The 26,873-nt window shown below is 68.6% G+C and carries 21 protein-coding genes and 1 pseudogene; 8 read left to right on the top strand and 14 right to left on the bottom strand.

Annotated elements, in window-relative coordinates:
- The first annotated feature begins 31 nt into the window (after nucleotides 1–31).
- From ACN20J_RS48780 to ACN20J_RS48745, 8 genes are read left to right on the top strand one after another with little or no spacing between them, the layout of a single operon-like run.
- Complete coding sequence (locus ACN20J_RS48780) at nucleotides 32–1,897, top strand: SIP domain-containing protein (RefSeq protein WP_419668671.1); 1,866 nt, start codon at nucleotides 32–34, stop codon at nucleotides 1,895–1,897.
- 39 nt (nucleotides 1,898–1,936) lie between these two features.
- Nucleotides 1,937–2,947, top strand: coding sequence for an ABC transporter substrate-binding protein (locus tag ACN20J_RS48775; protein ID WP_419668670.1), 1,011 nt, complete (start codon nucleotides 1,937–1,939; stop codon nucleotides 2,945–2,947).
- Nucleotides 2,944–3,987 (top strand): FecCD family ABC transporter permease, encoded by a 1,044-nt coding sequence (locus ACN20J_RS48770; protein ID WP_419668669.1) that lies wholly within the window; start codon nucleotides 2,944–2,946, stop codon nucleotides 3,985–3,987. Before ACN20J_RS48775 ends, ACN20J_RS48770 begins: the two co-directional genes overlap by 4 nt.
- Before the next feature lie 17 nt (nucleotides 3,988–4,004).
- Entirely contained in the window at nucleotides 4,005–5,042 is a 1,038-nt protein-coding gene (locus ACN20J_RS48765) for a FecCD family ABC transporter permease (RefSeq protein WP_419669094.1), read from the top strand.
- A complete protein-coding gene (locus ACN20J_RS48760) occupies nucleotides 5,039–5,893 on the top strand; it encodes an ABC transporter ATP-binding protein (protein ID WP_419668668.1) in 855 nt (284 codons plus the stop codon). Before ACN20J_RS48765 ends, ACN20J_RS48760 begins: the two co-directional genes overlap by 4 nt.
- Nucleotides 5,886–7,082, top strand: coding sequence for an alpha/beta hydrolase (locus ACN20J_RS48755; protein WP_419668667.1), 1,197 nt, complete (start codon nucleotides 5,886–5,888; stop codon nucleotides 7,080–7,082). The genes ACN20J_RS48760 and ACN20J_RS48755 overlap by 8 nt, the downstream gene beginning before the upstream one ends.
- Entirely contained in the window at nucleotides 7,079–8,839 is a 1,761-nt protein-coding gene (locus ACN20J_RS48750) for an ABC transporter transmembrane domain-containing protein (RefSeq protein WP_419668666.1), read from the top strand. The genes ACN20J_RS48755 and ACN20J_RS48750 overlap by 4 nt, the downstream gene beginning before the upstream one ends.
- Nucleotides 8,836–10,578, top strand: a complete 1,743-nt coding sequence (locus ACN20J_RS48745) for an ABC transporter ATP-binding protein (RefSeq protein ID WP_419668665.1) — start codon at nucleotides 8,836–8,838, stop codon at nucleotides 10,576–10,578. The genes ACN20J_RS48750 and ACN20J_RS48745 overlap by 4 nt, the downstream gene beginning before the upstream one ends.
- 115 nt (nucleotides 10,579–10,693) lie before the next feature.
- On the opposite strand, the gene ACN20J_RS48740 is transcribed toward ACN20J_RS48745, so the two are convergent.
- The 14 genes and pseudogenes from ACN20J_RS48740 to ACN20J_RS48675 all read right to left on the bottom strand — a co-directional run bounded on the left by ACN20J_RS48740 (nucleotide 10,694) and on the right by ACN20J_RS48675 (nucleotide 26,834).
- Nucleotides 10,694–11,032: a helix-turn-helix domain-containing protein gene (locus ACN20J_RS48740; RefSeq protein ID WP_419668664.1), complete on the bottom strand. Its 339-nt coding sequence runs from the start codon at nucleotides 11,030–11,032 to the stop codon at nucleotides 10,694–10,696.
- Entirely contained in the window at nucleotides 11,029–11,415 is a 387-nt protein-coding gene (locus tag ACN20J_RS48735; RefSeq protein WP_419668663.1) for a tyrosine-type recombinase/integrase, read from the bottom strand. Before ACN20J_RS48735 ends, ACN20J_RS48740 begins: the two co-directional genes overlap by 4 nt.
- Nucleotides 11,416–11,516: 101 nt before the next feature.
- Nucleotides 11,517–13,322, bottom strand: a complete 1,806-nt coding sequence (gene ltrA, locus ACN20J_RS48730) for a group II intron reverse transcriptase/maturase (RefSeq protein ID WP_266761157.1) — start codon at nucleotides 13,320–13,322, stop codon at nucleotides 11,517–11,519.
- Between the two features lie 617 nt (nucleotides 13,323–13,939).
- A pseudogene (locus ACN20J_RS48725) lies at nucleotides 13,940–14,102 on the bottom strand (site-specific integrase); the annotation flags it as partial.
- A 173-nt stretch (nucleotides 14,103–14,275) separates the two neighbouring features.
- The gene (locus tag ACN20J_RS48720) at nucleotides 14,276–15,814 is read right to left on the bottom strand and encodes a sensor histidine kinase (protein WP_419668662.1); all 1,539 of its coding nucleotides are present in this window, start codon (nucleotides 15,812–15,814) and stop codon (nucleotides 14,276–14,278) included.
- Nucleotides 15,811–16,554 (bottom strand): response regulator transcription factor, encoded by a 744-nt coding sequence (locus ACN20J_RS48715; RefSeq protein WP_189844965.1) that lies wholly within the window; start codon nucleotides 16,552–16,554, stop codon nucleotides 15,811–15,813. Before ACN20J_RS48715 ends, ACN20J_RS48720 begins: the two co-directional genes overlap by 4 nt.
- A gap of 50 nt (nucleotides 16,555–16,604) precedes the next feature.
- Nucleotides 16,605–18,824: an ArnT family glycosyltransferase gene (locus ACN20J_RS48710; RefSeq protein ID WP_419668660.1), complete on the bottom strand. Its 2,220-nt coding sequence runs from the start codon at nucleotides 18,822–18,824 to the stop codon at nucleotides 16,605–16,607.
- Nucleotides 18,825–18,841: 17 nt separating this feature from the next.
- Nucleotides 18,842–20,131: a glycosyltransferase gene (locus tag ACN20J_RS48705; protein WP_419668659.1), complete on the bottom strand. Its 1,290-nt coding sequence runs from the start codon at nucleotides 20,129–20,131 to the stop codon at nucleotides 18,842–18,844.
- A gap of 153 nt (nucleotides 20,132–20,284) precedes the next feature.
- A complete protein-coding gene (locus tag ACN20J_RS48700) occupies nucleotides 20,285–21,112 on the bottom strand; it encodes a fumarylacetoacetate hydrolase family protein (RefSeq protein WP_419668658.1) in 828 nt (275 codons plus the stop codon).
- A 45-nt stretch (nucleotides 21,113–21,157) separates the two neighbouring features.
- Nucleotides 21,158–22,759 (bottom strand): sensor histidine kinase, encoded by a 1,602-nt coding sequence (locus ACN20J_RS48695; protein WP_419668657.1) that lies wholly within the window; start codon nucleotides 22,757–22,759, stop codon nucleotides 21,158–21,160.
- Nucleotides 22,756–23,502 carry a response regulator transcription factor gene (locus ACN20J_RS48690; protein WP_189844960.1) on the bottom strand — a complete coding sequence of 249 codons (747 nt, stop codon included), beginning with the start codon at nucleotides 23,500–23,502 and terminating at the stop codon, nucleotides 22,756–22,758. Before ACN20J_RS48690 ends, ACN20J_RS48695 begins: the two co-directional genes overlap by 4 nt.
- A gap of 88 nt (nucleotides 23,503–23,590) precedes the next feature.
- A complete protein-coding gene (locus tag ACN20J_RS48685; protein ID WP_419668656.1) occupies nucleotides 23,591–25,318 on the bottom strand; it encodes a CotH kinase family protein in 1,728 nt (575 codons plus the stop codon).
- The gene (locus tag ACN20J_RS48680) at nucleotides 25,318–25,995 is read right to left on the bottom strand and encodes a DUF4956 domain-containing protein (protein WP_055611857.1); all 678 of its coding nucleotides are present in this window, start codon (nucleotides 25,993–25,995) and stop codon (nucleotides 25,318–25,320) included. Before ACN20J_RS48680 ends, ACN20J_RS48685 begins: the two co-directional genes overlap by 1 nt.
- Nucleotides 25,992–26,834: a polyphosphate polymerase domain-containing protein gene (locus ACN20J_RS48675; RefSeq protein WP_189845008.1), complete on the bottom strand. Its 843-nt coding sequence runs from the start codon at nucleotides 26,832–26,834 to the stop codon at nucleotides 25,992–25,994. The genes ACN20J_RS48680 and ACN20J_RS48675 overlap by 4 nt, the downstream gene beginning before the upstream one ends.
- Between the last annotated feature and the right edge of the window lie 39 nt (nucleotides 26,835–26,873).

The following is a 26,873-nucleotide window of genomic DNA, read 5'->3' as shown; positions in this document are numbered from 1 at the left end:
CTCGAAGCGACCGGAAAGGTCAGTTCCCCGCATGCCCAAAACCTCGCGCCGACTCACCGTGCACTCGCCGACCCTGCGTGAGGTCGACGTGGTCCGGACGGTCGACATCACCCCGGGGATGCGGCGGGTCACGCTGGGCGGCGAACAGTTGCGGGCGTTCACCACCGCGGACGGCTTCACGCGGCCGGGCTTCGAGTCCCCGGGCTTCGACGACGACCTCGCGTTCTACTTCCCGTACCCAGGTCAGCGCGATCCGGTGCTCCCGGTCCAGGGCGAGGCCAAGTTGATCGTGCCCAAGGACCCCCGACCGCTGTCGAGGGCCTACACGGTCCGCCGCTGGGACCCCGAGGCCGGCGAGCTGGACGTGGACTTCGTCAAGCACGGGGTGGGCGCGGGAACGACGTGGGCCTATCGCACCCAGCCGGGTGACCGGATCCACCTCAGCGGCCCGAGCACGTCCAAGGCGTTCCCGACCGGCGCCGACTGGTTCCTCGTGGCAGGCGACGACACCGCACTCCCCGCCATCGGCCGCCTGCTCGACGAGCTCCCGCCCGACGCCCGGGCACAGGTGTTCATCGAGATCGCCGAGGACGCCCACCGCCAGGAGCTGCGCGAGCTGCCCGGGGTCGACGTGACGTGGCTGGTCCGCCCCGGCGCAACGGCCGGGACCGTGTCACTGCTCACCGAGACCGTCCGCAGCGCGGAGTGGTGGTCGGGCCAGGCGTTCGCGTGGCTGGCCGGCGAGCACACGGCCGTCCGGGACATCCGCCGGCACCTGGTCGAGGACCGGGGCGTGCCCAAGGAGGACATCGACTTCGCCGGCTACTGGCGTCGCTCCGAGGTCGTCGCACTGGAGACCGACGGGGCTGTACCCGACCCGGAGAGGACGGTCACCCCGTTCCAGAAGCTCCACGACCTGACCGGGCTCGTCGCGCCGATCGCGATCCGCACCGCCGTCGAGCTGGGCGTTCCCGATCTGGTCTCCCGCGGCGTGACCAGCGTGACCGAGTTGGCCGCCAAGGTCGGCGCCGACGAGCGCGCTCTGGGCAAGCTGCTGCGTTACCTGCACACCCTGGACGTGGTGACCGAGACAGAACCGTGTCACTACGCCCTGACGCCGGTCGGCGACGTCCTCACTCTCGAATTCATCGCCGACCGGCTCCACTCCGCTGGGGTGGTCGGTCGCGAGATGCTCGGGATCCACGGCCTCACGGAGTCGGTCCGCACCGGCCGGCCCGCCTACGCCTCGGTCACCGGCCAGACCTTTGACGACGTACGAGCCGAGCAGGACTACGAGGACCGTCACCTGGAGCGCCTGGCGAAGTTCCAGCCCGCACTGGCCGAACCGATCGCCACGTCCGACCTGCTCGCCGGAGTCCAGCACCTGGTGATCCACTCCGGAGGTGCCGGCGCCCACGCCCGTGAGTACGTCGCAGCCCACGAAAGCCTGCGCGTGACGATCTGCGCCCTGCCCGCCCAGGCCGACTGGCTGCGCCGCGACCTGCCCGCCACGATTCCCGAGGACCAGCAACGCACGCGGGTCGGCGTGCTGGAGCAGTCCGTCTTCGAGCCCAGCCCAAAAGCCGACGCCGTGCTCATCAGCCGCGCCTTCAAGACCCTGCCCGACGCCGACGCTGCTCACGCACTACGCCGGGCAGCCGAGAACCTCGTCCCCGGCGGACGGGTGCTGCTGATCGAGGAGGTCTTCGACACCGACGACCTCGACGAGCACGACGGCGAGGAAGACCTGATCGGCCTGGTCTGCCACGGCTCCGGCCTTCGCACTGCGGCGGAGCTGGACGCCGTCATCGCCCGGGCCGGCCTCACGCGCAGGTCGGCGCACACCGTCGGCCTGGGCGCCACCGTCCATGAACTCCTCCGCTCCACCGCCGACTGAACCCCTCCAGACCCAGAACAAGAGAAAAGAAGAACGCCCATGAGCAACACCCCCCTGATAAGACGCGGCGCAGCCCTTGCTGCCGCGCTGATGAGCGCGTCGCTCGTCCTCACCGCCTGCGGCGGTGACGGCGACGACACCAGCGACAAGGCCGCCGGGACCCGCAGCGACAAGGCCGCAGAGCCCCACAGCGTCAAGGCCGAGAACGGCACCATCGAGGTTCCCGCCGACCCCAAGCGAATCGTCACCATCGGCAACACGAACCTCCCCTTCATCGATCTGGGCGGCAAGCCGGTGGGCGTCACCGAGGCGTCCGAGTCCGAGCTCAACGTGCTGCCGGAGGAACAGAGGACCGCGTACGAGGCAGCCGAGATCATCGGCAACAGCGGTGGTGAGGTGGACCTTGAGAAGCTCGCCGCCCTCAAGCCGGACCTCATCCTGGTCCAGTTCTCCTCGGATGACTGGGACAAGGTCGGCAAGCAGCTTGAGGCAATCGCCCCGACCGTGTCCTGGGGGCTCGACACCGAGTGGAAGGCCTTCGCCGACGCGATCGCGGAGGCCGGCAACACCGCGGATGCGCTAAGCCGGCAGAAGGCGGAGTTCAAGGAAAAGGTCGCCAAGATCCAGAAGACCTACGGCAAGATCATCAACGACACCTCGTTCGTCGACGTCTCCCGCGGAGACTGGAGCGATCCCGGGACGTTCTACATCGCGGACATCGGCTGCTCCGAGATCGCCCGGGACGACATCGGCCTGGACCTCCCCGAAGCAGCCGAGGGCAAGGACCCCCTGGCCTACGAGTCCCTGCCGTTCGAGCAGATCAGTGAGCTGTCCAAGTACGACGTGATCACCTACCCCGTCGACGCCGACGGCAAGCCGACAGAGCCCTTCAAGTCGGTGGTCGCGACCAACACCTGGAAGGCGCTGCCTGCCGTGGACTCCGATCGAGCGCTGGGAGTCTTCTGCCCCGGCAACAACTCCTACGGGCCCGTCATCCGGTTCCTGGACTCGCTCGACAGCGCACTGGCGACCCTCCCCGGCAAGCAGTGACAGCCCTCGCCCTGGGGCAGGACGGTCCGGGCACCGAGACGGTGCCCGGACCGCGTCGTCGTCTGCTCGGCCTGGTCGTCGCACTGGCGGTACTGGTGGTCCTGCTGGCGCTGAGCGTCATGATCGGGTCGACGGCGATCGCGCCGTCAGTGGTGTGGGACGCGCTGTTCCACTCCTCGGCCGACGTCGACCAGTTCGCGATCCGCGACTTCCGGCTGCCGCGCACGATCGTGGGTCTGGTCGTCGGCGTCGCCCTCGGTCTGTCGGGCGCGTTGATCCAGGCGCTCACCCGCAATCCCTTGGCCGATCCGGGTCTCCTCGGCGTCCATGCCGGTGCGTCCTTCGCGGTGACCGTCGCCGTGGGTCTGCTCGGCGTCCGCGACATCCAGGGCTACATGTGGTTCGCGTTCGCGGGGGCACTGATCGTCACGCTCCTGGTGCTCGCCCTCGGATCGACACGGCAGGGCCACTCGCCGTTGGTCATGGTGCTCGCCGGGGTCTGCGTCGGTGCCGTGCTCGGCGGCGCCAGGGAGGCGCTCCAGTTGACCGACCCGGACGCCTTCGACGCGATGCGGAACTGGAACGCCGGGTCGATCGCGGGTCGCCCGCTCGAGGTCGTGTGGCCGATCCTGCCGTTCTTCGCGGTGGCACTCATCCTGGCCTTCGCGGTGTCGGGCCCGCTCAACGCTCTGGCTCTGGGTGACGAGCTGGCGGTCGCCCAAGGGGTCCGGTTGGTACGCACCCGTGTGCTCGCGGTGACCGCACTCGCCCTCCTTGCCGGTGGCGCCACCGCGATCGCCGGACCCATCGGATTCGTCGGACTCATGGTGCCGCACGTGGCCCGCTGGATCGTCGGCCCGCACCAACGCTGGATCTTCGTCTACAGCATCCTCCTCGCCCCGAGCCTGCTCCTGGTCTCCGACATCCTCGGCCGCATCGTGATGAGACCCGGCGAGATCCCCGTGGGTATCGTCACCGCCTTCGTCGGCGCCCCCGTTCTCGTCGCGCTGGTGCGGCGGAAGAAATCGAGCGGACTGTGAACACGCACATTCCGCGGGTGGACTTCGGGCGGCGGGTGCTGGTGCTGCGGCACCGGCGGATCGCGGTACGGCTCCAGTGGCGCTCGGTCGTCGTCTGCACGGTGCTCGCGGTCGCGATCGCCGGTACAGCGGTCCTCGCGATGATGACGGGCTCGTACTCGCTGAGCCCCGGGCAGGTGCTCTCCGCACTGACCGGCCGGGAGACCGACATCGTCCACGACATCGTGGTCGAGTGGCGGCTGCCCCGGGTGACGGCGGCGCTGGTGTTCGGCGCAGCCCTGGGTGTGAGCGGGGCGGTCTTCCAGTCACTGTTGCGCAACCCGCTCGCCGACCCCGGCATCGTCGGGTTCACCCAAGGCTCCTACACCGGCGCGCTGATCGTGATCCTGGTCGTCAACGGCACCTACGTGCAGTTGGTCGGCGGGGCGTTGCTGGGCGGTATGGCCACCGCCGTGGCCGTGTACGTACTCGCCTACCGACGAGGGGTGCAGGGGTTCCGGCTGATCATCGTCGGCATCGGCGTCGCGGCGATGCTCGAGTCGCTCAACACCTGGCTGATCCTCAAGGCCGACCTGGACCAGGCGATGTCCGCGGCCGCGTGGGGTGCCGGGTCGCTCAACGGCGTGTCCTGGGACCAGGTCGTCATCGGCGGCGCCTGCATCGCCGTACTCCTGCTGCTGGCCGGGATGTTGAGCCGGCCGATGCGGCAGATGGAGCTGGGTGACGACGCGGCCCTCTCGCAAGGGGTACGGGTCTCGCCCGCACGCCTCGGCCTGCTCCTGGTGGGAGTGGCGCTGACGGCGACGGTCACGGCCGCGTCGGGGCCGATCGCGTTCATCTCGCTGGTCGCGCCGCAGATCGGACGCCGACTCGCCCGCACCGCCGGGATCACCCTCGCCCCCGCCGCCTTCGTCGGCGCGCTGATGTGTCTGGCGTCGGACTACCTCGCCCAGCACGTCGCTCCCACCCCGCTGCCGGTCGGCATCATCACCGTCGTGCTCGGCGGCGGCTACCTCGGATACCTGCTGTTCACCGAAGCCAGGAGACGCCTGTGAGCGCAACCCCGCCCGACACCGCGCGCCTGCGTGTGGAGTCGGCGACGATCGGCTACGACAGGCGGATCATCTCCGAGCACCTCTCGGTGGCGATCCCCGACGAGTCGTTCACGGTCATCGTCGGCCCGAACGCGTGCGGCAAGTCCACCCTGCTGCGCAGCCTGTCCCGACTGCGGAGGCCGTCGGCCGGACAGGTCGTCCTCGACGGTGCCGACATCAACTCCTACCGGGCCAAAGAGGTGGCGCGGCGCGTCGGACTGCTGCCGCAGACCTCGATCGCCCCGGACGGGATCACCGTCGCCGACCTCGTGGCCCGGGGCCGGTACCCCCACCAGGGGTTCATCCGGCAGTGGACCGAGGACGACGAGCAGGCCGTGCTCAGGGCGATGCACCAGACCTCGGTCGCCGACCTGTCCGGGCGCCTGGTGGACGAGCTGTCGGGCGGGCAGCGCCAGCGAGTGTGGGTGGCGATGGCGCTCGCGCAGCACACCGACATCATGCTGCTCGATGAACCGACCACCTTCCTCGACATCACCCACCAGATCGAGCTGATGGAGCTGTTCACCGACCTGCACCACGTCGGCCACACCCTGGTCGCCGTACTGCACGACCTGAACCACGCCGCCCGCTACGGCACCCACCTGATCGCCATGAAGGACGGCGCCGTGGTCGCCGAGGGCACTCCGGACGAGGTTGTCACGGCCGAGCTGGTCGAGGAGGTGTTCGGACTGCGCTGCCTGGTGGTGCCCGATCCGGTGGCCGGCAGCCCCCAGGTGGTGCCGCTCGGCCGCGAACGAACCCGACAGTGGTCCGCCGGCAACACCGACGTGGAGAGTGCGAGAAATGACTGATCCGTTGGTCGAGAAGCTGGCGACCGGTGAGTGGAGCCCGGAAAGGTTCAGACGACACCTCGAGGAGACGGGTGCACCGCTGGTCGAGCGGGTCTCCGCGGACGAGGTGGAGGTGACGTTCGTCGACGAGCCCGGAGACGACACGACGGTCACCCTCTCGGTGGTGATCGGCCCCAGAATCGGCTTCAACCCGATCGACACGGAGTTCGCCCCGGTGGCGGGGACGCCGTTCCGCGTGCTCACCCTGCGGATGCGTTCCGACCTGCGCTTCTCGTACGTGTTCGCACGACGTGGGCCGACGGGTGGGGGCGAACGGATCCCGGACCCGTTCAACCCGCCACCGAGGTTCTCGGAGTGCTCGGTGGAGCGGTTCTCCGGGGCCTCGGTGGCAGTGCTGCCCGACGCGGTGCCGTTGCCCTGGCTCGATCAGGCCGAAGCACGGCCGGCCCCGGCCGTGGAAGCTGCCGTGCTGGCGAGCGAGCTCCTGGGAGACGAACGCCGCATCTGGGTCTCGATGCCCCCGGGAGAGTTCTCGGACGAGAGCCCACTGCCCTTCGTGATCCACCTGGACGGGACGCCGGACCACAGCGCGCCGAGTGTTCGTGACGCCCTGGTCCGGGCGGGACTGGTCCGACCCTGCGCGGTGGTCCTCGTCGATCAGCCCGCACCGCAGCGCGACAAAGAACTGCTCTGCAACCCGGCGTTCTCCCGGATGCTGGTGCAGGAACTGCTGCCGTGGCTGCACCACCGGTATCCGCTCTCGCGGGACCCCGATGACGTCGCCCTGGCCGGGGAGAGCTTCGGCGGTCTGTGCGCCGGCTGGACAGCGCTCCACCACCCGACGACGTTCGGCAACGCCATCCTCCAGTCCCCGTCGTGCGGGTACCACCCTGACCTCAGGTGGGGCACCGGATCGGGCGAGCTGCTGCGCCGCACCCCCGTACCGACACTGATCGCCGACTACCTGGCAGCAGAAACGGCACCGATCCGCATCTTCCACGACGTCGGTGAGCTGGAGAGCTCGAACACCCACAGCCGCTGGCTGGACCACGTACTCACCGGGAAGGGCTACGACACCCTCTACAGAGAGTTCGCCGGCGGACACGACTACGCATGGTGGCGAGGAATCTTCGCCGATGCCCTGCTCTGGTGCTTCCCGCTCCGGAACAGGAATCGGAGCCAGGCATGAGGAACTCCTTGCGTTTCTCGGGCGCCGACTCCGCAGGACTGGGGCGAGGACCGCTGACCCGCCGGCTGCCAGTGCTCCTGCTCGCTCCCGCCGAGCCGCTCGGCGCTCAGCCGTTCGAGTCCGGGCCGGGGACCACCCCGGGCCGGTTCCTGCTGCGCGTGATCTTCTCGGTACGGCGGATCAGCGTTCCCGCGATGCTGCTGGCGATCGTGTGGCAGGTGGGCGAGTCCGCGGTCCCGCTGGTGATGGGACTCGCGATCGACCGGGCCGTCGCGACCGGGGACGAGGGACAGCTGGTCCTGTGGCTCGGCGTGCTGGTGGCCCTCTACGTCGCGCTGACGTCGGCGGCGAGGCTCTCGCTGCGGCTGACCGCCCACGCGGTGCAGGTACTGCAGCACCGGCTCCGCGGCACCCTCTCCACGGGCGTGCTGCACCCGGTCGGCGGCACCGCCCGTGCGCCGGGCGGCAACGTGGTCTCGGTGATGACGAGCGACGTCGCGCGCCTGTCCAACGCGGTGATCCTGACGATCATCCCGGTCTCGAGGGTCACGGCCATCGGATTCATCGCGGTATCGCTGCTGGCGACGCACTGGCTGCTCGGACTCGTGGTGCTGTTCGGGGCGCCGGTCGCGGTCTGGTCGATGGGCGTGCTCAGCGAGCGGCTCTCCCGGGACACCCGCGCGTACCAGGGGCTGCTGGCCTCCACGGTCGGACAGGCCACGGACCTGGTCGCCGGCTACCGGGTGATCAAGGGGATGCGTGCCGAGGCCGAGGCGACCAGCCGGTACCGGCAGGCAAGCCAGGAGACCCTGGTCGGCGCCAGGCGCAACGCGGGCCTGCTGGGGAGGTTCCTTGTGGGCTCGGGTGTGGTCAGCGGCACGTTCGTCGCCGCGGTGGTGGGGCTGGCGGGCTGGTTCGCCGTGGACGGACAGCTCAGCATCGGCGGGCTGATCACCGCCGTCGGCCTCGCCCAGGCGCTGCTGCCGCAGATCCAGGCGATCGCGAGCACGTCCGTCCCCAATCTCGCCGGCGCCCGCGCCTCGTCCGTGCGCGTCCTCGACGTGCTGCGGGACAACGCCGCGTCGACGGCCGGGCCCGATGACGCGACCCGGCGGGAGGTCGCCGCGCTGCCGGAGCTGGACGTGGTCGTGCCGAGCATCTCCGGGCCCGGCGTGACGATCCGGGTCGAGCCCGGCGAGCTCGTGGGCGTGCGCGCCGACGACCGGACCGCCGCCCGTGTCGTCGAGGCGCTGCTGGACCCGCGGCCCGCGGGAGGGGTCGAGGCGCGGCTCGACGGGATCGCGGCGCGGGAGCTGTCCCCGGTCGAGTACCGCGCCCGGGTCACCGTCGCGCCCCACCGCGTCACGCTGTTCAGCGGCACCCTGCGCGACAACGTCGCCGTGATCGCGGGCGCGCCCGAGCGGGTGGACGCCGCGGTGCGGGCCGCCGCTTGCGACGACTTCGCCGCCGACCTCGACGTCCCGGTCGGCGAGGGCGGCAACCGGCTCTCGGGCGGCCAGCGCCAGCGGGTCGCGCTCGCGCGCGCACTGGCGAGCGACGCGCCGGTGCTCGTGCTGCACGACCCGACCACCGCGGTCGACTCGGTCACCGAGCACACGATCGCGGGCCGGCTGCGCGGTGTCCGGGCAGGCCGCTCGACGCTGCTGATCGCCTCGGCCCCGGCACTGCTCGCTGCCTGCGACCGCGTCGTCGAGCTGCCCGACGACGTCCCCGCACTCTCAAGGACGGCGCTGTGAACGGCACCTCCGACGTGGCCGAGACCGCGGCTTCCGATGCCGGACTGCCGGTCGCGAGCGGCCGCGAGACGGTCAGGGAGGTGTGGCGGCTCAGCCACGGGTACCGGCTCCGGCTCGCCGCGACCGGGGTGCTGGGGATCGTCAGCACCGGCGTCGACCTGATCGTTCCCGTGGCGATCGGATTCCTCGTCGAGCGCGTGCAGGCCGGCACCGCGGACCTCGCCACAGTGCTGACGGTCACGGTCGTCATGGCACTCTCGGCAGTGCTCGGCGCTGCGGGCACCGCGCTGACGATCGTGCTCGCCACCCGCGTCTACCACTCCATCCTCGCCGCGCTGCGCGAGGAGCTCGTGAGCCGCGCCATGACGCTCCCGCAGCACCTCGTCGAGCGCGCCGGTACCGGGGACCTGATCTCGCGGTCCAGCGACGACGTCACCGCGGTCGCCGACGCCGCCCCCGCCGTGATCCCGGTGCTCACCGTCACCGCCTTGACCATCGTCGTGTCGCTGGGCGGGCTCGCGGCGCTGGAATGGCCCTACGCGGCCGCCTTCGCCGTCGTACTGCCGGTCTACGTGCTGGCCGTGCGGTGGTACCTGCGCATCGGACTGGGGGTCCATCGCGCCGAGCGCACGGCGATGAGCGCGCGTGCCCAGCAGATCCTCGAGTCCCAGCGCGGCTACGCCACCGTGCTCGGCTTCGGGCTCGCCGAGCAACGACACCGGGCTGTGATGACGGACTCCTGGCGCGTCGCGGGGCAGTCGCTCCGGGCACGCACCGTGCTGAGCATGCTCAATGCCCGGCTCAACCTCGCGGAGTGCCTGAGCCTGGCCGCCGTACTCGTCGTCGGCTTCGTCCTGATCGACCACAACGCATCGACCGTCGGCGGCGCGACCACCGCCATGCTGCTCGTACTACGCCTGCTCGGACCGGTCAACCAGCTGCTGCTGGTCATCGACACCCTCCAGTCCGCCCTCGCCTCGCTGAGCCGCATGATCGGGGTCGTCACGATTGCGTTCGGCTCGTCGGTTGTCCCAGCGCAGGCCGCGAGCACCGCCGTACGGCTCGACGAGGTCTCGTTCCGTTACGGCGAGGGGCCAAGGGTGCTCGACGACATCACCCTCGACATCCCGTCCGGTCAGCGCGTGGCCGTCGTCGGCGTGTCCGGGGCGGGCAAGACCACGCTCGCCGGCGTGGTCGCCGGTACCCACCTGCCCGAGGCCGGGAGGGTGACTCGCCCCAGCCGTACCGCGATGATCACCCAGGAGGTCCACGTCTTCGCGGGCACTCTGCGCGACAACCTCACCCTCGCCGCGCCCGGGGCCACCGACCGCGACCTCCATGCAGCGCTGGAAGCCACCGGCGCGGCATCGGTCCTCGATGTTCTCCCCGACCGGTTGGACACCCTGGTGGGTGTCGGCGGGCACCCGCTCACCGACGCACAGGCGCAGCAACTCGCCCTCGCTCGCCTGCTGCTCGCCGACGCCGATCTGGTGATTCTCGACGAAGCGACCGCCGAGGCCGGCTCCGCCTACGCCGGACAGCTCGACCGCGCCGCTGATGCTGTCCTCGCCGGGCGCACCGCAGTCGTGGTCGCGCACCGTCTCTCCCAAGCAGCAACCTGCGACCGGATCATGGTGATGGAGCACGGTCGGATCATCGAGACCGGCACCCACGGAGAGCTGGTTGATGCCGGTGGTGTGTACGCCGGATTGTGGACGGCCTGGGAGACCGCGCGGTGACAACTGCATGACCAGGCCAGGACTCGCCGCAGTCCGCGCAGTTTGTCGTCCCGGGTGAGTCCCCCCAGCCCTGGCAGTCCGGGCACTGAGCGGGATGAGATCGTGCCGCCATTCGTCAGTTCGGTGGCAGCGAGCGACGGCTGCCCTGCCGACGGGGCGTCGGCCGTACTGGCTCCCCGTCGAAGCCTTCAGCGACTACAGCCTTCGGCAGTGCTTCGGTCTTTCCCGCAGCGGCCTCCAGGGGCTCGGCCGGGAGCAGGTCTCCAACCGTGCAGTTCAGCACGGCACAGATCTTGTCGAGGCCGTCGAGCCGCACCGCGACCGGTGTGCCGCTCCACATCGCGGCGACCTGGCTCAGCGACGGCGTGAAACCGACGGTCTTGAACGCCTCCAGCAACTCGGTGGGACGCCACAGGTCCCGCTGAGCGGCCACCATCCGCAGATTCCACTTCACCGAAGGTGCCCCTTGTTCATCACCAGGCGCTGGGCCGCCCGCGAGCTCGCTGCCACCTCGGCATGCTCGGGGTCTGCCTGTGCAGTAGCCATGTACCGAAGAGTTGTGGTGGCCCAGTGGTGACCCAAGACGCGTTGAACCTCCCACAGCGTCATGCCGCGCTCGTAGTTGTGGGTCGCACAGGCGTGCCGGAGGAGGTACGGGAAGAGGTCGGTGATCGGCCAGGTCAGGTAGCTCGCGGCCGCCGCGTGGAGCTGGCGGCGGAATGTCGAGCGTGTGGTCGCCGGGGCGATCGGCAGGTTCAGCGCCGCTATCGCCTTGGGCTTGCGCTCGGACGGCCACAGGGGCGCGGACGGCTGATCGGCGTCGTCGCCGAACTCCACCCGGACCTGTCGGGTAGGCCCCGCCCCTCTCAGGGCGAGGCCCCCCTCAGAACCGTGCGTGCGCCTCGTCGACGCACACGGCTCAAGCAGATCCCCAGGGCCTATATACAGGTATTCCTCTCCGGGTTCGGTCCGCCATCGCGAGCATGGAGCTGGCGGTGGCATTCCGTGTGGATGAGGACCAAGTTCGAGCGATCATCCGATCCACCTCGGCTTCGGTACACGACGTGATGCCTGTTGAGGGTTCGGGCTTTCGCGTCGAACCAGCGCGCCCATTCGCGCACGTCATCCGGTTCGTAACCCGCTCCCGCGATCAAGTCCAACCCGCACAGAGGGCATAGCCCTTTCTGTCGCGCAGCCAGGTAGACATTGGGACCGTCTGCCTGTGGGTGCTTGCGCTTCCGCGTGCGGTTGGCCCAGTACTCCGAGAGGCTGGCATCATCCTTCGATGCGGTCCCCTTCACAGGGATGTGCCTCACGATCCTGGTCCAAGCGAACTTGTACAGGTATCTGCTCGTGTCCTTGTCGCCGAATACCCAGCGGTCGTTCCGCTGAGGATGGAACTTTCCCCAGTAGCGGTCCACGATCCATGCCTTGGACTTTTTGGGGTGGCGCCATCGGGCCCACTTCCATGTCAACCGCCATACATGGTGGTCGAGTGAGGCGAAGGTCTCCGTGGAGACAACTCCTCTGTAGTAAGTGGCCCATCCCTTGATCAGGGGGTTCAGGCTTCTGACGACCTGTTCGACAGGAGCTCCCCGAAGAGCCTTGACCCTTGCGTTCATCTCCCGCTTGATCCTACGGATGGAGTCCCGGCTCGGTTTGATGATCAGCTTGCCGTCGTACTTCCGAACGTTGAACCCCAAGAAGTCGAATCCGTCTTCGAGCTTGACCACTCGGGTCTTCTGCTCATTGAAGGTAAGCCCTCTCGGCATCAGCCATTCTGAAAGCGCGAGCTTCACATTCTCCGCTTCCTCCTCCGAGTGGCAAAACACTACGAAGTCGTCCGCGTACCGCACCGGGCGAGGGAACTTCTGGAGCGTCATACGGTGCATTCCTGCCCGACGCCCCAAAGCCTCCTCCATACCGTGCAGCGCGACGTTCAGTAGCAACGGACTGATCACACCGCCCTGGGGAGTTCCCTCCTCAGTGGGTGCGAATCGTCCCCTGTCCATTACGCCCGCCTTCAGCCATCGCTGGATTGCGTCCCTGGCGGGGAAGCAGCCCACCGTCCCTGATAGATGCTCATGGTCGATTCGATCGAACGCGCTCGCGAGGTCAGCGTCCAGTACCCAGGGTTTCCGCGACTTGCGGGTCGAGACGGTCCGGAAGATCTTCTCGATCGCATCGTGGCATCCACGCCCAGGCCGAAAGCCGTAGCTAGCCCCTTCGAAGCGCGCTTCCCATTCAGGCTCTAGAGCATTCTTCACCCTCGCCTGCTGGGCTCGGTCCCTGATGACAGGGATACCGAGCGGCCTCATCGTTCCATTCGCTTTAGGGATATACACCCGGCGAACAGGCTTGGATTTCGAGGCCGAGACAGAGGCCAGCTCCCTTGCCACGCGCCCTCGGGCGGACGGATTGAGAGCTTTCTCGCCATCGATTCCAGCTGTTCGTCGTCCGACGCTCTGCATCGTCACCCTCTTTACGCTGACGAGCGTGTTCGAGTGAGACTTGAGCATCAGTCGCTGAAGATTGCGAACTCTCTTGAGGTCGCCATCCTGCGTAGCCTTGAAGATTCTCTGCCGAAGACGCCGTACGTGCCCCTCTGCTACTGGCCAGTTGACGCTGTGCCAGTACTGCGCATCGGAGACGTCCGAAGCTCCATTCGCTGGCTCACGATCGAGGGTCGCGATTGCCGCATCCCTCGCCGTTGCCGCGTCTAATTTGCACTTCGGTGCCGACATTTCGCTTCGCCTCTTCAAAGATCCACCTGACCCACGTGGGCTCCCTTTCGGGACCGGCCATCGAGATCGGTATCTGCCCGGTTATACGCAGCGGATGAGGCTCCGCGGCCTGCGCTTTCCCGTGGACTTTCGCCCTGGCAGCATTCGCTTCTTGGGTCATCCTTCCCCGCACAGGAGTTCACCGTCGTTACCTTTGGTCTACCGGCCGCAAGGCCGGACCCGTACGGGATTTCCATGTTCCGCTCCACTCAGATGCGCTCAAGGAGGGTGCCTCCTATACTCCGGGGCCAGTGGTAGTCAAGCCGCCTGCAAGAAGGGGCAGGTGGCCACCTTGCGCTTTCCAGCGCCAGGCCCTTCAGCCGCCGAACAAATGCCATTGCGCGACCTTGGTATGACGAAGCCTCATCGGAGGTTCACTTGCGTTCACCCACTTGAGCTTTCCCGTGCCTGTTGGCTGCGAATGGCCCGCAGCCCCTTGGGCTTCGTGTCAGTCGGCTTAGCACGACCCCGTTACCAGGACCGCACCCGACTTAGGGAACCGGCCGCGTGACTACTTGGCCGGGGAGTTATCTGCCTCTTGATTCCTCCACTGATGTTGAGCGACTTCATGTCGCACCCTCGATGTACCACCAGAGCAGCTCGCGTCCCTCTCGGAACATGTAGGCCTCTCGGGGCCGTGTCCCGAGCCGCGAGCGCCCTTGCCTGGACGACGAACCGGCCCCACTGGCCGTGTTCCCGGTGGATGTCGCCGATCGTCACCGGGCACAGCTCGGCAGCCCGCGACCTTCAGAATCAGAATCCGACACAAGCACATGGATCACTGAAGTTGCCGCGAACTTCCCATAGTTACTCGCAGATTCCTGGAGATCGCAGCACGGGTATCGTGCACACCACTGACCTGCTGACGAGCACCATCTCCGCGCTCAGAAGCCCTCGGAGAACCTGCACGTCAATCAGCGAGGTTCCCGGCCCGGGTCGGCTGCGGGCAGAACCAGGCGGAAGGTGCAGCCATGGCCGGGAGTCGTGTCGAGTTCGAGGCGGCCGCCATGCCCCTCGGCGATGGCCGCGGCGATGGCGAGACCGAGGCCGCTGCCACCGTGGAGGCGCGAACGGGCGGGGTCGGCGCGGTAGAAGCGCTCGAAGACGAGCTCGGCGTCGACGGGTTCGAGGCCAGGCCCTTCGTCCGCCACCTCGATCACGCTGATCGGCAGGTGCTCCGGCAGGGGCGGTGAAGCGGTGAAACGTCCGGGTCGGTCCGTGCCGCCCGTTCCGGGACCCGCCTCCGTCGTGCCGACGCGGACGTGGACGCATGTGCCCGGCGGGGTGTGGACGCGGGCGTTGGACAACAGGTTCTCGAGGATCTGCCGCAGCCGGTGCCGGTCGCCGACGGTCTCCGCAACGTCGAGTTCCTCGGCTCCGGTGGGATCGGCCGCAGTGTGCAGCGGGCCGAGGTCGACGGGATGGGACGCACGGTGGACGGCGGTCGCACTGACGGCGTCCGCCGCCAGGGACAGCAGGTCGACCCGTTCCCTCCGGTAAGCGGGTTCCTTGTCCAGAGTGGCAAGCAGTTGGAGGTCGTCGACGAGCAGACTCATGCGTTCCGCGTTCTGCGCGATGAATTTGTTGGCCTCCTGCAGTTCCTTCGCCGAGCGTCGCTCCGGGCGCAGTGCGAGTTGGGCGTAGCCCTGGATGGCGGTGAGCGGGGTGCGCAGTTCGTGCCCTGCGTCGGCGACGAACCGACGCAGCCGCGCCTCGGAGGCCTCGCGGGCCAGCAGCGCCTTTTGGAGGCGGTCGAGCATGGAGTTCAGGACCCGGCCCAGCCGTCCGATCTCGGTGCGCGGATCGGTGTCGGGCAACCGCAGGCCGAGCCGACCCGCGGTGATGTCCTGGGCGGTACTTTCCATTCTGGTCAAGGGCAACAGGCCCAGCCTGACCACCCACCGGCCCAGGGCGAGCAGGGCAACGATCGTGACGGCAAGCAGGACTGCGTTCAGCCACAAGACCTTCGAGGCGGCGCCGTCGACGGTGTCGAGCGGCAGGGTGACCACCGCGCTCATTCCGTCCGGGCCGGGGTTGAGCATCACTCGCCAGCGGCCGTCACCGCTCGTGGCGGGCATGGTTTCCGGATGTCCGTCCCGCAGACCGAGGTCCTGCGCCTCATCGGCCAGCTGAGGTCCCGGCTTTGATTCGGAGCCGAGGGAGCCGTTCAGAAGGTGGCCTGAGGCGTCGTAGAAGTAGACGTGAAAATCCGAGGGCAGTACGTCCAGTTGTTTCCCCGGCGCCGGGAGTGTGCCGTCCAGGGCGTCGTAGAAGGCCGGTGCCGGTGGGTGGAACTCGACGAGTTGCTCGTCGACGCGGTCCAGCAGCCAGGACCGAAGCACTACGTAACCGATGGCCTGGGAAGCCAGGACCGCCGCGGTGGCGAGCACGGTGACACCCACGACGAGGCGTCGTCTCAGTGATCCGGGCGGCCGGGGCAGGAGGTGGGTCACTGCTCCGACGTCCCTGCGTGGTCGCGGGGAAGACGCAGGCTGTAGCCGACACCGCGCACGGTCTGGATGAGGGGTGGATCGAAGCAGTCGATCTTCTTGCGGAGGTAGCGGACGTACGTCTCGATGATCCGTACGTCACCGGCGAAGTCGTAGCTCCAGACGTGGTCGAGGATCTGGACCTTGGTCACCACCTGGCCCGCGTTCGCCAGGAGGTAGGCCAGGAGCTTGAACTCGGTGGGTGACAGGGCGATGTACTCCCCCGCGCGGTGCACCTCGTGGGCGCCCTCGTCGAGTTCCAGGTCGGCGTAGCTCAGGACGCTCGGCATCACCCGTGCCGTCGTGGCCGGAGCCGTTCGACGCAGGATGGCCTCGATGCGCAGCAGGACCTCCTCGATGTTGAACGGTTTGGAGACGTAGTCGTCTCCACCCGCGCGCAGACCGCTGACCCGGTCGTGGGTGCCGGTGCGGGCGGTGAGGAACAGGATCGGACAGTCGTTCCCCGCCGCCCGCAGCCTGCGGGTCACCTCGAAGCCGTCCAGGTCGGGCAGCATCACGTCGAGCAGCACCAGGTGCGGTTCGAGACGTTCGACCTCCAGGAGGGCCGACTGTCCGGTGTCGGTGCTGCTCACCTCGTATCCGGTCAGACGGAGCGTCGCCTCCAGCAGCGTACGGATGCTGGGCTCGTCCTCGACGACGAGGAGCCGATGTCCCGGCCTCGCCGCTGGGGGCCTGTCGGTCATGACGTCTGCTGATCCGTTCTGCCGTCTGGTGGTGCCCGCTCCGGCCCGGGTTACTTGGCCGCGCAGTCGTAGAGCACGCCGGCTCCCCCGAATCCCATCACACCCCCGCTGTCCTCTTCGGAGGACGTGCCGCCATAGGACGACGCCGGCACCTTCGTGCAGTTGTCGGCGATCCAGTCGGAACGCTGCTTGGCGTATCCGCCCGACATGCCGCCCGGCCCAGCGCCGTTGGTGCCGGAACCCAGGATGTAGCGCAGTTCGCCGTTCTTGGTCCACTCCTTCAGCTGGTCCACCGACGGCGCGTTGTCGCTGTTCGTGAAGCCGCCCATGCCAATGACGGTCTCGTCGGTGCCGAGGATGAAGGAACTGGCGGACAGGGCTCCGCCCTCGACGGCGAGCTTGATACGTGCGTCGGGCGCCTGCTTCACGGCGTACTGGAGGATCTTGCGCTGGTCAGCGGTGAGTTCCCCACCGCCGCCGGGACCGCCGCGCCCGCCCGGGGCACCTCCCGAGCCGGCTCCTGGCATACCGCCCCCCGCTCCCGCCGTGGGCATGCTGGAAGGCATCCCGGACGGCATCTCGCCGGACGGGGGTGCACCGGACCCGCTCGAGGAGCCGTCGGCGCCGGGGAGGCCAGGCATGTTCGACGGCATCCCGGATGGCATGCCCGACGGAAGGCCTCCGCCGTTCCCACCCTGCCGAGGCATGCCGCCGCCTCCGACGAAGCCCATCGTTGTCGGCCCGGCCGTCGGGTTGGACCCGCCCATGCTGGTGGAGCCGGGCACGCTCACCGCCCAGGCCCCGGGGGCCACGAGGACCGACGCCACCGCCGCGCCCACGGCAACCGTCAGCAACCGGGCGTTCCGTCGTGCCAGCACCAGCAGGACGACGGCGGCGCAGCCCACGAGCAGCACCGGCCACACCAGCCAGCCGTTCCAGTCGGGTGCACGGCGGACCAGCACCACCGCCCAGACCACACTCACCACGACCCCGGCCGCGCCGGCCAGGGGCGCCCAGCGGAAGCCCGCACGGTGCACACGGACCAGGCCGGCCGTCAGCCCACCGCACAGAGCGGCGATGGCCGGGGCGAGTTGGGTGGTGTAGTACGGGTGGAAGATGCCCTTCTGGGTCGAGAACACGGCGGCGCAGACCACCAACCAGATTCCCCACAGCAGCCAGCCCGAGGCCGGCAGCAGGGCGGAGGCGGGCAGCTTCCCGCGTCGGTGCAGCACCGCCACGACGACCGCGCCGGCCAGCGCCAGCCCACAGAGGGGCAGCAGCCAGCTGATCTGCCCGCCCACCTGCGAGTCGAACATCCGGGTCAGGCCGGAATCACCGCCGAACCCGCCGGGGAACCCGCCGCCGCCTCCGCCGCCGCCGCCACCCATTCCCTGGGGTGCTCCGTCACTGGAGCCGAAGACCCGCCCGAGTCCGTTGTAGCCGATCACGAGGTCCCAGGCCGAGCCGTCCTCACTGCCGCCGATGTACGGGCGGTCGCCCGGCCACAGGGCGACCATGGCGACCCACCACAGGGAGGACGCCGCCAGGATGGCTCCCGCGCCCAGCAGACGCCGCACTCGCGGTATCCAGGCGCCGCTTCCTCCCACGAGCCAGGCGACGGCGAACGCGGGGATGACCATCCAGGCGGCGAGCATTTTGGTGAGGAATCCGCACCCGATCAGGAAGCCGCTCGCGCACAGCCACCAGGTCGCGGCCCTGCCCTCCGCCTGCAGCGCGCGGGTGAGCGCGTACGCCGCCGACACCAGCAGCAGGACCAGCAGTGTGTCCGGGTTGTTGTCCCGGTTGATGGCCACGGTGATGGGCGTGAGCGTGAGCACCAGGGCGGCGACCAGCGCCGCGCCCTCACCCGCCCAGCGGCGCACGGTGCGGTGCAGCACCAGCACCGCGGCCACTCCTTCGAGCACCTGCGGCAGGATCAGGGCCCACCCGTGCAACCCGAAGATCTTGCTGCTGATCACCTGCGGCCAGAGCGCGGCCGGGGGCTTGTCGACCGTGACGACGCCGATCGGGTCGAAGGAGCCGAAAAGGAAGTTCGTCCAGCTCGTTCCCATCGACTTCACGGCCGCCGAGTAGTAGCTGTTGCCCCAGCCCAGGGAACCCAGTGCCCATCCGTACAGGATCGCCGCGAGCACCATGACGGCTCCGAGTGCCGCGGGTGCCGCCCAGGTGGGCAGTGAGCGGACGGACGTACGCGTCCCGGCGTGCTCCGAAGCCGCCGGTACGGACGTGATGTGCGCGTAGTTGCTCATGTCTCGTTTCGCTCTCGTCAACTGGTACGGCTGCGGGGGCCGGCGAAGACGGCCAGCCGCAGGGTGGCGAAGCGCACGCCGGTGACGGCGACGGACGCCGCGGCGAGGACCGCGGTCTCGGCGGCCGGTGAGGCACCGGGATCGAGCCACTTGAACCACAGCACCGCCCCGGAGGTGACCAGGTAGCCGAGGACGAACAGGCCGCCGGCACCGAGGTGGGCGCGGGCGGGCGCGGTGGAGGAGTGCCGGAAGGTGAGGCGCCGGTTCGCCTCGGTGTTGAGGACGGTGAGGACGAACAGCGAGACCAGGTTGGCGACGGCGGGAGTCCACCAGCCGCGTGCCAGCCAGTACAGCAGGGCCTGTCCGACCGTGGAGACGACGCCGATCGCGATGAAGCAGCCGAGCTCCCACGACAGCACTCCACGTCCCGTGGCGGGCGCGAGGACGGCGTCGGGGTGCTCGGCGGACGGTGCGGGGCGCGGTCGAATGCCGACGCGGGCACCGCCGGAGGCCTTCAGGCGCGCCATGCGCCACAGGCCCCGCAGGTCGTCAGTGGCGGTGCTCACCACGTCCACCCGGGTGTCGACGTCCTCGACCCAGTCGACCGGCACCTCGTGGACGCGCAGTCCGTTGTGCTCGGCGAGCAGGAGCAGCTCGGTGTCGAAGAACCACGCGTCGTCGCGAGTCACCTCCAGCAGGGGCCGGAGAACCTCCATACGGGCCGCCTTGAACCCGCACTGGGCGTCGGTGAAGCGGACTCCGTGGGTGAGCCGGATGATGCCGTTGTAGCAGCGGGAGACGAACTCGCGGCGCGGCCCGCGCACCGTGCGCGCTCCGGGTGCCAGCCGGGAGCCGATCGCGAGGTCCGAGTGCCCGCTGGCCAGCGGGGCGACCAGCGGGAGCAGCCCGTCGAGGCCGGTGGACAGGTCCACGTCCATGTACGCCACGATGTCCGCGTCACTGGCGCCCCAGACGGTACGCAGGGCCAGCCCGCGCCCCTTCCGGTCCAGGTGGACGACGCCTACCCCGGGCAGTTCGTCGGCGAGGCGGCGGGCGGTGGCGAGGGTGTCGTCGGTGCTGGCGTTGTCGGCGACCGTGATCCGCCAGGGGAAGGGGAACCCCTCGGACAGCCGGGCGTGGAGGGTGCGCAGGCACCCGGGCAGGGCGCGCTCCTCGTTGTAGACCGGCACGACGATGTCCACTGTCGCGGTACCGGCTTCCGGGAGAAGCGAACGGTCGACCGGCTGGAATGGGGCCGGCCGCTCCACGCGGGCGGCGATTTCGGTGAGGTGGGGGGTGGGAGTCATGGATTCCTCAGGCATGAGGGGACGGCAGACTGCGGCTCACGGGCCCTGGTCCAGGGCCGCGGCCTCACTGTTGCCGCCCCGCCTGTGGGGGCGGGGGGAGGATACCGAGAACTGACGGGGAATCAGATCAATGGCCGAAAGCGCTCCCACGATTCACTGTGAACTCGGCCGCATCACGATGTTGCGGTGTTCACCGACGCCTTTGATCACGCTGATCACCTGTGTTCCCGGCCGAGGGGGTACCTCGTATCTACGACTGGTACCGGTTCCGGCCGGCGTTCCGGTCGTGATCAGATCGCCGGGCAACAGGGTGACGGAGCTGCTGACGTTCGCAATGACGGTGGCGACGTCGAAGATCAGTTCCGAGGTGTTCGCCTTCTGCGTGACGCGCCCGTCCACGAGACAGTTGATCGTCAAGCCGCGAGCGCCGATCGGCGCATCATCAGTGGTGATCAGGGCGGGCCCCACCACAGTGGCGACAACAGCGGACGGGATGCGCTCCGGGCCGTTCCGCACCGCGACGACGTTGACCACGGTGTAACCCGCGACATGGCTCAGGGCCGACCGGGCCGTCACATCCCGGGCCCTTCGCCCGATCACCACACCGAGCTCCACACCGCAGTGCACGTCCTGCCCCTCGGCCGGCAGGCGGATGTCGTCGTCGGCACCGACGACCACATGGCTGTCGTTGCGCACGGAGAACTCCGGCGCGGCAGGGACGGGACACCCCAACTCCCTTGCCCGAACGGCATAGTTGAGGCCGACGGCAACCATCTTGCCCGGTCGGACCATCAGCGGTGCATAGGAGACGTCGTCCAGCCTGTGACGCTCACCGATATCGGCACCGGCCCGGTCCCACCAGCCGTCGCCGGACGCGATCAGCGCCCCGACGTCCGGGTACGGCAGCAGCACGCAGTGCCTTTTGTGCACACGCGCGGCGGCCGTACGGTTTCGCCCCAGTCGTACGGTGCTGAGTTTCACCGCTGAAACTCCTTCGGTAGTGGTGAGGAATTGGTCAGGCGAAGGTCATCCACTGACGCCGGCAGCCGTGGCGGACAGCAACGGAAGGGTCCGTCCTTCGCGGTGCGCCGTGGATGCGGCAGTGGGCCGGTTCGGCAGAAGCAAGCGGAATGTGCAGCCGTCCCCCGGCCGGGTGTCGAGCTCCAGACGCCCGCCATTGGCCTCCGCGGCACTGGAAGCAATCGCCAGTCCCAGACCGGAGCCGGCCACAGCCCGCTGGGCGGAGCCGGCGCGGTAGAAGCGTTCGAACACGCGCCGCGCGTCCGACCCGGCGAGGCCGGTCCCGTCGTCGGCCACCTCTACGGCACAGACAAGAGTCCCGGCGGCAAGTGGAGGATTGACACTGGTGCGGCCCCCTCCGTCCGTGCCCTGGCCGTTCGGGCGGATACGGAGGGTGCCGACACGCACCCGGACGTGGGTCCCGGTCGGGGTGTGGACGCATGCGTTGGTGAGCAGATTGGACAGGATCTGAGTCAGCTGGTGCGGATCACCGAGAGCATCGACGACGTCCAGCTCTGCTTCATGGGCATCGCCCTCGGTGTCAGCAAGGGCACCCAAGCCGATACTGCGGTCGGGGTACTGCACGGCGACGGCAGCAATGCTGTCCGCGGCCAGAGAGAGCAGGTCGACCGGCTGCCACTGCGTCGCGGGCACGTCCCCCAGCTTGGCCAGCTGGGACAGGCTCTCGACAAGGCGGCTCATCCGTTCCGCGTTCCGCACGATCAGCTGCTGCGCCTCGTGGCGTCGTTCAGGACTCATCTCCGGCTCCTGTACGAGGAGTTCGGCGAAGCCCTGCAAGGAGGTGAGAGGCGTGCGCAGTTCGTGACCGGCGTCTGCCAGAAAGTGGCGCAATCGCTGCTCGGACGCCTCTGCACGGTGCAACGCGGTGCGCAGCCGGTCGAGCATGGTGTTCAAGGCGCGGCTGAGGTGGCCGACCTCGGTGACCACGTGTTGGTCCGGAACGCACAGCTCCAACTCGCCGTCGGCGATGCGCCGTGCGGTGCGCTCGACCCCGGCCAGCGGACGTAGCCCCACTCGCACGACGAGGCTGCCGAAGAGGATGATGCCGACAGCGACAGCCACCCCCACGGCGAGGCTGAACCACAGCATCCTGACGGTCGCGTTCTCCACCTCGTTCAGAGGCAGCGCCACCACTACCCTCGTGCCGTCGGCGCCGGGCCGGGCGATCACCCGCCAGGTGCTTTCCCCGTCGGTCGCGGCGAGCGTGACGGGTCGGCCGTTCCTCAGATCGAGTGCCGACTCCGACCAGGGCAACCGCGGCCCGGCACCACCCTCGTCGCCACTCAGTGACCTGGGCAGCCTGCGTCCGTCGCTGTCGTAGAAGTACACCCGGTAGTCCGAGGGCAGGGCGTTGCTCCTGCCGCTCTCCCCTGCAGTCGTCCGTCCGTCGACGACGTCCCGTTCCAGCTGGGCCACCGGTTGGAAGCGGCTGAGCCGACCGTCGACCTGGTCCGTGAGCCAGGTGTGGAGCAGGGCGAGCCCCGCCGCCTGGCAGAGCAGAACCGCCGAGGTGGCCAGCAAAGTGGCGCCAAGAACCAGCCGTGCGCGCAGAGAGCGCGGTTTCAGCCGCCCCAGCCACTGCCTCACAACGCCGCCGCTCCCGGTCCGGGACGGGCGGCCCGCAGACAGTAGCCGACACCGCGGATCGTCTGGATGAGCTGGGGCTCGAACCGGTCTATCTTGCGCCGCAGATTGCGTACGTACGTGTCGACGATGCGGGCGTCTCCCGCAAAGTCGTAGTGCCAGACCTCGGACAGAATCTCCTTCTTGCCCACCACACGTTCCGGTTGCGCCAGCAGGCAGACCAGGAGCCGGAACTCGGTGGGCGACAGCTGGATCGGCAGGCCCGCCCGCCACACTTCGTGCGTCTGCTCGTCCAGCACCAGATCGGCGTACCGCAGGGCCGGCCGCCTGGCCCCGCCACCCGGCGGCATGTCACTGCGCCGCAGGATCGCACGGATGCGCAGCAGCACCTCCTGTACATGGAAGGGCTTGGTGACGTAGTCGTCCCCGCCGGAGCTGAGGCCGATGATGCGGTCCTCGACGTCGGTGCGGGCCGTCAGGAACAGCACGGGTGTGTAGACACCCTCCGCGCGCAGATGACGCGTCACCGCGAAGCCGTCGATATCCGGAAGGCCCACATCCAGCAGGATCAGATCCGGCTGGCTGCGGCCCGCCTCGAACATGGCCGTCCTGCCGGTGTCGGCGGTGTTCACCGCGTATCCGGCGGCGTGCAGAGCTGACGTGAGCAAGGTGCGGATGCTCGGGTCGTCCTCGACCACGAGCACGTTGTGTCTGGGCGGCGCGGGCGCTGACGGCGCGACGGGCATGGAGCTTCCTTCGCTGGTGCGGGGTTCGGATTTCGCCGAACGCCCCGGACGGCGTCCCACGGGGAACTGCCGTCCGGGGCGCCGGAGATCAGCCGGTCACCTCCTTGTTCCTGCTCAGCGCCTCAGCGCGCTCGGTGACCGTCTTGCGCAGCTTCTCGACGGCGGAGTCCAGCTCTTTCCCGCCGGCACCGGCCTTGCCCGCCTGTTCGGCGATGTCATTCAGCGCCGTCAGGGCGTTCCCGGAGCCGTAGAACTTCTCGTACAGCTCCTTGTACGCCGTCTTGTAAACGGGATCCAAGGTGTCCGAGTCCAGGAAACGTTCCTTCAAGGGGTGGCCCATGGAGCCGCCGGGCCCGCCGCCTTCGCCTTGGCCGCCCTGACCGCCCGGCATGCCTGAAGGCATTCCCTCCGGCAGGTCTTCGGGCAGGTCTTCGGGCATCCCCGAAGGCATTCCCTCGGGCATCCCGGACGGCGCTCCGGAGGGTGCGCTCTGCGCCCCCCGACCACCTGTTCCCTGGTCGCCTTGGCCGCTCTGCCCGTTGGCAGCGCCTCCTCCACCACCGAGTGCGCCGCCTATGCCCATGTCGTCGTCCGGGCCCGACGTCGCGTCGCCGCTGAAGGTGAGGTTGTAGTCCCACCCGAGGACCGAGAACTTCCTGGTGTCCAGGTCGTACCACAGCAGGTAGTTCTTGCCCGGTCCGGCCATGTCGTCGAAGTTCATCAGCAGGTTCTGCGCGGAGATGTACGTGGCCAGCGACTCGACGTCCACGTACTGGTCGAGCTCCTTCTCGAACTCCTCGTCCGATGCCTGGTTCGCCCACTTGATGAGCTTCATGACCGGCGACAGGTCCTGGCTGCCGACCTTGTTGAGCTGTTTGAACGAGTCCTCGTAGTCGCTCGGGTCGTCACCCTGGTAGTCGAAACTGCCGCCGGCCCGCGCCTTGTACAGGACTCCGTCACCGTCGCCGATGGACTCGGCGTACTCCGTGTCCGGGCTCTCGACCATCAACCTGGTAGTGACGGGACGGTTGTTGACCTGCATCGACGTGAAGGCGTACCGCTCGTTCTTCTGGCCGGTGCTGTCCGTCAGGCTCAGCGAGAGAGCCTCGTTCACCGGTACCTGGCCCTTGCTGCCAGGACGCAGTGAGATCTCGCGCTCACTCTGGTAGGCGCGGCCCTCGATGAACTCGTCCACCTTGATGAGCCACGGCAGTTCCTCGGGCTTCTTCTCGGAGAGGTTGTACTGCGTGATTCCGCCCATGGCACCGCCGGGACCGCCGCCGTTGCCCTGGCCGCGGTCCCGGCTCCCGGTCCCACCATCCTGTGGCAGGTCCGGGGCGCCCTGCGCGGCTCCTTCGGGCATGGTCCGGCCGCCACCGGGCCCGCCCTGACCGCTTCCACGCAGGGACATCAATGTGGAGTTGCCCTTGAGGCGGATCCCGACGTCTTCGAGGTAGACCCCGTCGATGGTGAGGTCCGCTTCGATGTAGTCCTTGGTTCCGTCCTCGCGGAACTCCTTCATCATCTTGGTGAAGTCGGTCTGGTCGTACTCCAGTTGGATGGAGTGGGACACAGAGGTGTCGTACAGGTCGACCGTGCCCTGGACGTTCTCCGTGATGGCGTCGGCCTCCACGCGGGAAGTGGAAGTGACGTACGGCGAGACGCGGGCGTCGCCGAAGAAGTAGACCATCACCGCCAGTCCCGCACACAGGGCTCCGGCCGGCTTCCAGTGGTGCCGCAGACGTACGGGGATCCGATCCCGAAGTCGCTGTCGCTGTCGCTGTCGCCGAGGGGCCGCCTCGTTGCCGCCGGACATCACAGGTCGGTCGAGTCGTAACCGGTCAGGACTGTCACCCGCTGGCCCGAGGTCCGCTCCTGGAGCGCGTTCACCAGATCACTGGGCTCGGTGCCCTTCTTCATCCGTACTGTGTAGAACACCTCGGTCAGCGCGCCGCCGCGGATTGTCTCGGTGCTCACCAACTCGAACTCAGTGGTGTACCGGATGAGGACGTCTCGGATGGCCGACGAGTAGTCCTCGCCCGCGGGTACCTGGACCTTGACGACCTGACGCTGGACGCTCAGGGCGAACCAGTTGAACTTGAACATCACGACGACGACCACGCAGATCACGACGGCACCGACAGCCGCGAGGGTGTAGAAGCGGGCACCGCAGGCCATGCCGATCGCCATCGCCATGAAGACGAAGCCGACGTCCCTGGTCTCCTTGATGGCGTTCCGGAATCGGATCACCGACAGGGCTCCCACGAGGGAGAACGCCCGGGCGAGGTTGGACCCGACCACCAGCATGATCAACGCGACGACCATGCCGACGATGACCAGGGTCTGGACGTAGGACTGGCTGTAGGAAACGTTGCGGTGCGTGTACCGGTACACATGGCCGATGATCGTGCTCAGTACGAAGGACAGCGCCATGGCCACGACGACGTCGGTGACGCTGAACGTACCGCTGAGTTCCTGCAGATCGAAGTTCACTGTGCTCCTGCTTTCAAGGGCGCGACGTGCGCCTGCCGCTGTCCGGACAGCGGGTTGATGGTGGGGGTCGTGGGCTGTGAGTGGTCCGCCTCGTGGACGTGGAAGACGGACCGGGGCGCCAGGCCGAACGCCTCAATGGACTGCACGTACTTGGAGACCCGGATCAGGTTGAGGTTCCGACGCGCCGCCAGGTCCGTGATCCAGTACGGGGTGCGCTCATTGACCTTGATCTCCATCACCGACAGGTGCGGCGGGATGGTGAACCGGTTCTCCGGGTTGGGCGTGCCGAAGTGGAAGTCCCGGTCCCGGCCGCGGATCCGCCGGTCGAAGGTCACCCGCAGCCCGGTGTCCGCGTCGCGGCCGACCAGGGCCTCACGCTGGTAACCGGTGATCGCGGTGGGCAGGAGATTCAGCCGAACCACGAGTTCGAGGACCTCTTGGATGAAGGCGCTCTCCCTCGCCGAGTGCTCGATCAACTCGCGGCCGTCGCACAACTGGCGTGCGACGCCGTACGGAAGGGTGATGCGGCGCTTCTGCGTGACCCGGTTGACACGCTGCTTGATCTCCACACACACCGGGGAGTCGTCGGTGACGCCGTCCGGGGTCCCGTAGTGGCGGATGCGCAGCTTGCGCCGGAACTTCAGGCCTTCGATCTTCTCCCAGTAGAACCGCAGCTGCGGGGTGTCGTAGTACAGACTCCACACGCCGTAGCCGCCGGCCGGGCTGTTCAGATCACGATCCATCCGCTCAGCCAGCTCGTCCCGGATCTCGGCCGCCTGCTCGACCGGAACGAGGTACTTCAGCTCGAACCGGTTGAACGCGTGCAGCCTGCTGGCCACGTGCAACGGCTGTTCCTCTGCCAGGTCTTGATCCTCCTC

The sequence above is a fragment of the Streptomyces sp. 2-1 genome, assembly GCF_048564895.1.
In the GTDB taxonomy this organism is placed as follows: domain Bacteria; phylum Actinomycetota; class Actinomycetes; order Streptomycetales; family Streptomycetaceae; genus Streptomyces; species Streptomyces phaeochromogenes.
Note: the sequence above shows the minus strand (reverse complement) of the source record. Positions and strands in the feature narration are given on the sequence as shown.